The 7,224-nt window shown below is 59.6% G+C and carries 5 protein-coding genes and 1 tRNA gene; all 6 read right to left on the bottom strand.

Annotation, left to right across the window (positions count from 1 at the left end):
- Positions 1–43: 43 nt before the first annotated feature.
- Positions 44–119: transfer RNA gene (locus tag CSE6_RS25630), tRNA-Ala, on the bottom strand.
- A 146-nt stretch (positions 120–265) separates the two neighbouring features.
- Positions 266–601, bottom strand: a complete 336-nt coding sequence (locus CSE6_RS25625) for a P-II family nitrogen regulator (protein ID WP_012837587.1) — start codon at positions 599–601, stop codon at positions 266–268.
- 20 nt (positions 602–621) lie between these two features.
- Complete coding sequence (locus CSE6_RS25620; protein WP_034359832.1) at positions 622–3,711, bottom strand: efflux RND transporter permease subunit; 3,090 nt, start codon at positions 3,709–3,711, stop codon at positions 622–624.
- 4 nt (positions 3,712–3,715) lie between these two features.
- Entirely contained in the window at positions 3,716–4,921 is a 1,206-nt protein-coding gene (locus CSE6_RS25615) for an efflux RND transporter periplasmic adaptor subunit (RefSeq protein ID WP_034359830.1), read from the bottom strand.
- Between the two features lie 46 nt (positions 4,922–4,967).
- A complete protein-coding gene (locus CSE6_RS25610) occupies positions 4,968–6,257 on the bottom strand; it encodes a TolC family protein (RefSeq protein WP_059441861.1) in 1,290 nt (429 codons plus the stop codon).
- A gap of 330 nt (positions 6,258–6,587) precedes the next feature.
- Complete coding sequence (locus CSE6_RS25605; protein WP_012837584.1) at positions 6,588–6,986, bottom strand: hypothetical protein; 399 nt, start codon at positions 6,984–6,986, stop codon at positions 6,588–6,590.
- Between the last annotated feature and the right edge of the window lie 238 nt (positions 6,987–7,224).

Below are 7,224 nucleotides of genomic sequence, written 5' to 3'. Positions count from 1 at the left end.
TTCCTAGAACGATTCGAGTCTTGCGACTCGCCGTCATTAATTTTGGTGGAGGTAAACGGGATCGAACCGATGACCTCTTGCATGCCATGCAAGCGCTCTCCCAGCTGAGCTATACCCCCTGAAGCAATGAAACAGTGTTTCTCTGCTGCAATGCAAAAATTGTAGCACAGGGTTTTCGCCAGTTTTTCCAAACTTCCAACATTTTGTCGAAAGCATGAAAAAGGGATGCAGAGCGCATCCCTTTTTCTTTCAGTGCCAAGCCTGATCAGCTCACGGCACCGCCATCGCGGATGCGATGCATTTCGCCGATATCCACAGTCCAGACCAGACCGTCGCCGATCTGCCCAGTGCGGCAGGCAGCGACGATGGCTTCGCGAATCACTGCAACCATGGACTCATCCACGATCACGCAAACCATGAGCTTGTCCGAAAAATCGGTCAGCTCATCCTTGACTGTGCGCTTGTCCACGGCAGCGGGGGCCGTAAAGCCCTCGGCCTTGAAGATTGTCACGCCGGGAAAGTTCGGAATCGCACGCAACTCGGTACGTAGGCGCTCCAACCGGCTGGGACGCACGATGGCGCGGATTTCTTTCATCGTCATCGGATCACTCCTTTCTCAAATCAAGCCTCGGTCGGCTTCTCGTCAAACCAGCGGTACAGCGTGGGCAGCACCACCAGCGTCAACAAAGTCGAGGTAATCAAACCACCGATCACCACGATAGCCAAGGGACGCTGAACTTCGGAGCCAGGACCCGTCGCAAACAGGAATGGCACCAGGCCCAGCAAAGCCACGGTTGCGGTCATCATCACAGGACGGAATCGCTGAGTACAGCCTTCGCGCACGGCTTCGGCCACGTCCATACCGTCCTGGCGCAGTTGGCGAATGCTGGATACAAGCACCACGCCGTTCAGCACAGCAATACCCCACAGGGCAATAAAGCCCACCGATGCCGGCACGCTCACATATTCGCCAGTGACAAACAAACCAATCAGGCCACCAATCGAAGCAAAGGGCAGCACCAGAATGATCAGGCTTGCTAGCTTGATGGAGTTGAACAGCAGGAACAGCAGGAAGAAGATGGCCACGATGGTCAGCGGCACGATCACCTGCAGCGTGCCCATGGCGCGCTCCATGTTTTCGAACTGACCGCCGAACTTGAAGTAATAGCCGTCGGGCAGCTTGACTTCCTTGTCCAGGCGCTGCTCGACCTCGGCAACAAAGCCAGCCAGGTCACGCCCTTCCACGTTCGCGCCCACCACCACGCGGCGCTTGCCACCTTCGCGGCTGATCTGCGCAGGGCCATCGACCAGTTCGATCCGGGCCAGACTGCTCAGCGGCACTTGCGCGCCAGCCGCCGTGGTCAACAGAGTTGCGCCAATGGCTTCGGGCGATCCACGATAGGACTCGGGGAAACGCACCACGACCGAGTAACGACGCTCACCCTCGTACAAGGTCGTCACGTCCTTGCCGCCAATGGCTGACTCCAGCAGGCTTTGCACATCGGCAACGTTCAGACCGTGACGAGCAATCGCCTTGCGGTCGATATCCACCGTCAGAGCCTGCTGACCCGAGAGTCGCTCGATACGGATATCCGTACTGCCGGAGACGCTCTTCAGAATGCGCGCCACCTGCTCGGATACTTCCTTGAGATCGTCCAGTTCATCACCGAACACCTTCACAGCCAGTTGCGAGCGCACGCCGGTCACCATTTCATCCACACGCTCGGAGATGGGCTGGGACAGCACAATCTGCACACCGGGAATCTTGGACAGGCGCTGACGAATCTCTTCGTCGATCTCATCCTGGGTACGCTCGGACTCGGGGTCCAGCAGCACGATGGGGTCAGATTCATTGGGGCCAGCAGGATCGGCTGGCGATTCGCCACGTCCCAGCTTGGACACCACGGACTTCACGCCGGGCACCTGCGCCACCTCCTTCATGGCAGCCATTTCCATGCGGATGGATTCATCCAGGGAAATGCTGGGCACGCGGTTGATCTGCGGCGTCAGTGCACCTTCCTTCATGGTCGGCATGAAAGACTTGCCCAGGAACGGGAACAGGCCCAGCGATCCGATCAGCAAAGCCACGGCCACGGCCAGCGTCAGGCGGTTGCGTGCAGTCGCACCATCAAGCAAACGCAGATAGTGGCGCTTGAGGAAGCCAATCAGCTTGGTATCGTGATCGGCACCGCCCTTGAGGAAGTAGGAGCACAGCACGGGCGACAGGAACAGCGACACGGCCAGCGAGATCGCCAGAGCCATGGCGATGGTCAGCGCCAGCGGGCCGAACATCTTGCCTTCAATACCTTGCAGCGTCATCAGCGGCAGGAACACCAAGATGATGATGGCAATACCGAAGATGGTGGGTGTAGCAACTTCCACGGTGGCCGATAGCACGGTGCGAATGCGCTCGCCGCGCGAATTGCCCGCCTGCCCCAGTTTGTGGAAGACGTTTTCAACCACCACCACGGTGGCATCCACCATCAGACCAATGGCAATCGCCAAGCCACCCAAGGACATCAGGTTAGCCGAAATGCCGTACTTGTTCATCATGATGAAGGTGGTCAGCGGCGTGATGATCAGCGTCGCCACCACAATCAGGCTGGAACGCACATCGCCCAGGAAGATGAACAGCACCACCACCACCAGGAAGATGCCTTCAATCAGCACCTTGCCCACGGTCCAGAGAGCGGAATCCACCAGATCGGTACGGTCGTAGTAAGGAACGATCTGCAGGCCGCCAGGCAGCATGCCCTTGGAGTTGATCTCCTCCACCCGCTCCTTCACGCGGGTCACGACTTCCTTGGCATTGCCGCCGCGCATCATCAGCACGATGCCCGAAACGCCCTCGGTATAGCCGCCCTTGATGATGGCGCCCTGTCGCACCTCGGCGTCAATCTGCACCTTGGCCACATCACGCACATAGACCGGCACTCCTCCTTGCTCCTTGAGCACGATGTTGCCGATATCGTCCAGCGTGCGGATCATGCCCACGCCTCGAATCAGATACTGCTCGGTCACCTGCGGCAGGATGCCGCCACTGGCATTGGCATTGTTGTCCGCCACGGCTTGCACCACCTGACGCACGCTCAGGTTGTAGTGACGCAGGCGGGCAGGATCGACCAGCACCTGGTACTGCTTGACATATCCGCCCTGAGAGTTGATTTCAGCCACACCGGGAATGGATCGCAGCAACGGACGCGCCACCCAGTCCTGAATGGTGCGACGCTCCGTCAACTCGGCCTGAGTCAGCTCGCGCTTGCCATCATCGGGGTGGTCCAGCGTGTACTGGTAGACCTCACCCAGGCCGGTGGATACCGGCCCCAGTACCGGCACGATGCCTTCAGGCATGCGTGGCGTGACTTCGATCAGACGCTCCGTCACCAACTGCCGGGCAAAGTACACATCGGTCGCATCGGTAAACACCAGCGTGATGATGGACAGACCGCTCTTGTTGAGCGAGCGCATCTCTGCCAACCCGGGCAGTCCCGTCATGGCGATTTCGAGAGGCACGGTCACAAAACGCTCGATCTCCTCGGGCGAACGACCAGGGGCTTCGGTGGCAACCTGAACCTGCACATTGGTCACATCGGGGAAAGCATCCACCGACAGATTCATGGCGGCACGCAGGCCAAAGCCACACATCACCAGCGCCAGCACGACCACCACCAGCCGCTGCGATAGCGCGGCACGAATCATGGAGGCAATCATGGGCTTACTCCAGTTCTGCGCGCTTGCGCTCGTTGTTCAGGTGGAATGCACCTTCGACCACGATCTGGGAGCCTTCGCTCAACCCCTTGAGCACAGGTCGCAGACCACCGCTGGCCGCACCCAACTCCACCGGAGTCAGGCGATAGTGGTTTTCGGCTTTCTTGACGTAGACATGATCCTTGTCGTTCTCGCGAACGACCGCCAGCGCCGGGATCGCCAGAGTTTTCTCCATGGAACCCTGGATCTTCATGGTGGCCAGCATCTGGGGCTTCAGTGCCAGATCCTTGTTGTCAACCTGAGTGCGAATGGTCACGGTGCGGGTTTCGGGGGACACGGTATCGCCCACGTAGATGATCTTGCCCGAGATGGGAGCCTCCTCGACGGTCAGCCCCAGCGCTGGCACATCGATCTGCACGTTCTGGCCAGTCTGCACGCTGCGTGCAATTTGCTCAGGCAGCGCGCCTACCACCCAGACATTGGAAAGATCCGCCACAGTGAACAGAGGATCCCCCGGCTGCGCCACCTGACCCTGGCTGACCTGGCGCTCGATCACGATACCTGCAGCAGAAGCCGTGATGGCGGCATTCGGTGCCACATTGCCCTTGGCGCGCAAACTGCTCAGCGCATCGGCGGACAAGCCCATCAGCTTGAGCTGATCGCCTGCCGCCCTCAACTCTGCGCGCGCAATCTGCACTTCCGATTCGCGACGCAGCAGTTCTGCAGAGCCGATCACATCGGCAGCAATCAGCTGACGCGCCCGCTCTACGGAGCGCTCCGCCAGAGTTGCCGTGGCGCTGGCACGCATATAGGCCAGTTGAGCCGTGGTCAGCTCTGGGCTGGCGACGCGCGCCAGGGTCTGACCAGCTTTGACGCGATCACCGGTTTCGGCCAGCACCTCGGTCACACGCCCTGTCACGGCCGCACCGATGCGGGTGACCTTGCGTTCGTTGGCTTCAATGCGACCGGCAACCTCCTGCACCGATGCAACCTCGGCCTGCGTTACCGCGGCGGTCTTGAAGTTGGTTGCCATTTCGGCTGAGACAACCACTTCCATGGGGTCAAGCTCGGCCTTGGTATCCGCGGCAGCAACCGCAGCAGCCGGCTCCTCCTTGCCGCAGCCAGTCAGAGTCAATGTTGTCAGCCCGGCCAACGCCAGTGCCAGAACCAGAGAGGCGGGACGCGCAGTCCTGGAGTGATGATGAGAAGACATAAAGCGAATTCAAAAAATACGAAAACGTGGTCTTGACTTTGAAAGCTCAAAGCGAGGAAGGCTGGGCATAGCGACCAGCCAGAAAATCCAGTTCAATCCGGGCGGATTGCAGCTGATAACGGGCTTCAAGCAAATCGGCGCGCACCGTGCGCAGCACGCGCTGGGCGTCCAGCACATCCAGAATGCCGCGCTCGCCGAAGCGGTAAGCAGCCTCGGCTACGCGCAGGGCCGATTCGGCCTCGCGCACCGCGCCCTCGCTCAGGGCCTTGGTGCGTACCTGCGCCATCTCCATGACCTTCCAGGCCTGCAACATTTGCTGCTCCAGCTCGGCCTTGCGACCTTCCATGCGCAGGCGAGCACGCTCGGCCTCCGAAGCAGCCTCATCAATCGGGCCGCGACGCTGGTCGAACAGCGGAATCTGCATGCTCACGCCGATGGTGTTATTGCGGATGTCAGGCTCGCGCGTCTGCGCGTAACGCAGCTCAAGACCCGGCCAACGGCTGGCTTTGGCACCGTTCTTCTGCGCTTCGGCCTTGTCCACCTCGGACTGCAGCTGCAGCAGCTCCGGATGGGACTGCCAGTTGATGTTCTGCAACTGCGCTTTCTCCACCGGATCCTGCAGAGACAGGGCCAGATCAAAGCGATTGGGCAACTGGCCTGCAGCCAGACGATTGAGCGTGAGCTGGGATTGCTCGGCCAGCAAACGGGCAGACTGCTCCTGCTGACGAGCGTTGATCAGTTCGGCATCGGCCTTGATGATTTCGTAACGCGCCGCCTCACCGCTGGAAACACGTACGCGTACACGCTCATGTGCCTGCTCCAGCAGCTTGACGGCATCATAGGCAGCCTGTGCCTGCGCCTGTCGCAGGACCACCTCGTAGGCCTTGAGCTTGACCTGAGCCACAAGTGCATTGCGCGATGCAGCAATCTGGTGCACGGATGCTCGCTGCCCGGCTTGCGCCGCCTCGATACGAGCAGCGCGCACGGAAGGCATTTCTATGGGAACCGAGATCCCCATGGTCTGCACATTGCCGGGCGTGGCCGATGCCAGACGCGCCTTGTTGTCGCCGCGACTCCACTCCAGCTTGGGGTTGGGCAGCGCGCCAGCGCTGACCACGGCGGCCTGAGCCGTGAAGCTCGACTGCTGCACTGAGCGCAGCTCGGGATTGTTGTCCAGCACGGTCTGCACCAGCTGCGTCAAAGTCAGCTTGGGCTGCGCCTGATCTGAAATGGTGCTGCTGATTTGTGGTGTGCCATGAGCATTGGTCTGAGCATGCGCAGCCAGAGCTGCAGCGAGACACAAGCCGAACACAGCCGCGCGTTTGGGGCTCCGCAATGGTGCATGGCCAGAAGAATTCTTACTGGCCTTGGCCGGTAAAAAAGCCGGCACTATCGATCTATTGAACATAGAACACAGCTGCCTTCTTGAGGGCAGATAAAGTGAGGAAAGGGTCGAAAACCCGTCATGCACATGCGGCGGCCGCCGCATGCGATGCAGGATCAGTTACACCTGAGCAGGTGATGCCGCCCCAGACCTGTCTCAGAGCCATGCTCTGCAGACAAGCACATTCCAGGCCAGCAGGCGCTGGAATAGCGGGCGGCAGGTATCGGGGTCTAAAAAGCCCAGCGCAAACGTTCTGACGTGATGACGTCAGCTGAGCTGGAGCTAGCCTGCCTGCGGCAGGCCGAGACTTGGCGGACGCAACATGCTTTCCGGCCAGGGATGAGTCGGGTGCACCACATGCCCCTGAGGAGGCACCCGGACATCGGCCACACCTACAGCTACCGCTTCAGGAGGGCCAAACAATTCATTGCGATCATCTTGCGCCGGATTGAGTTCGGCAGTGCGATGTGGACGGTGAATGGAGAACTCCACCGTATCTTCTTCCACATCGTCCTCGAACTCCTGCAGCACATCGACACCGTATTCGTGCGGCTCTGCATCGAGTACATAAGCCATGGCCACCACATCCTGCGAACCTGCGGGCCACATGGCGATGAGTTGCACCCCGATGATGGAGGCGAACATCAGCAGCGACAGCAGAAAGGAAGACGCCGGGCGCATGGATCGAAGGAACTGTGGTTAAACGAACAACAATGAAGAGATGAGACAGTCACCGGGAAGCAGGCCCAATGGTGACAAGATGGTGTACCGATTGGCAGCAAAAGTTCCCGCATGGAAAACTTTTGTCAATATCTGTAAGAGTGAACGATAGCGTATCGCCATAGCACTTGCATGGCAAGGGTATCTTGCTAGAAAGTCAGGAGCACATCAAATCTGCCAGAGCGCCACAGACAAGAAA

Source organism: Comamonas sp. E6, assembly GCF_001010305.1.
Taxonomy (GTDB): Bacteria; Pseudomonadota; Gammaproteobacteria; order Burkholderiales; family Burkholderiaceae_C; genus Comamonas; species Comamonas thiooxydans.
Note: the sequence above shows the minus strand (reverse complement) of the source record. Positions and strands in the feature narration are given on the sequence as shown.

Excerpts from the sequence above, each read along its gene's own strand:
- CSE6_RS25625 (WP_012837587.1), bottom strand. The coding sequence starts at position 601 with ATGACGATGAAAGAAATCCGCGCCATCGTGCGTCCCAGCCGGTTGGAG.
- CSE6_RS25620 (WP_034359832.1), bottom strand. The coding sequence starts at position 3,711 with ATGATTGCCTCCATGATTCGTGCCGCGCTATCGCAGCGGCTGGTGGTG.
- CSE6_RS25615 (WP_034359830.1), bottom strand. The coding sequence starts at position 4,921 with ATGTCTTCTCATCATCACTCCAGGACTGCGCGTCCCGCCTCTCTGGTT.
- CSE6_RS25605 (WP_012837584.1), bottom strand. The coding sequence starts at position 6,986 with ATGCGCCCGGCGTCTTCCTTTCTGCTGTCGCTGCTGATGTTCGCCTCC.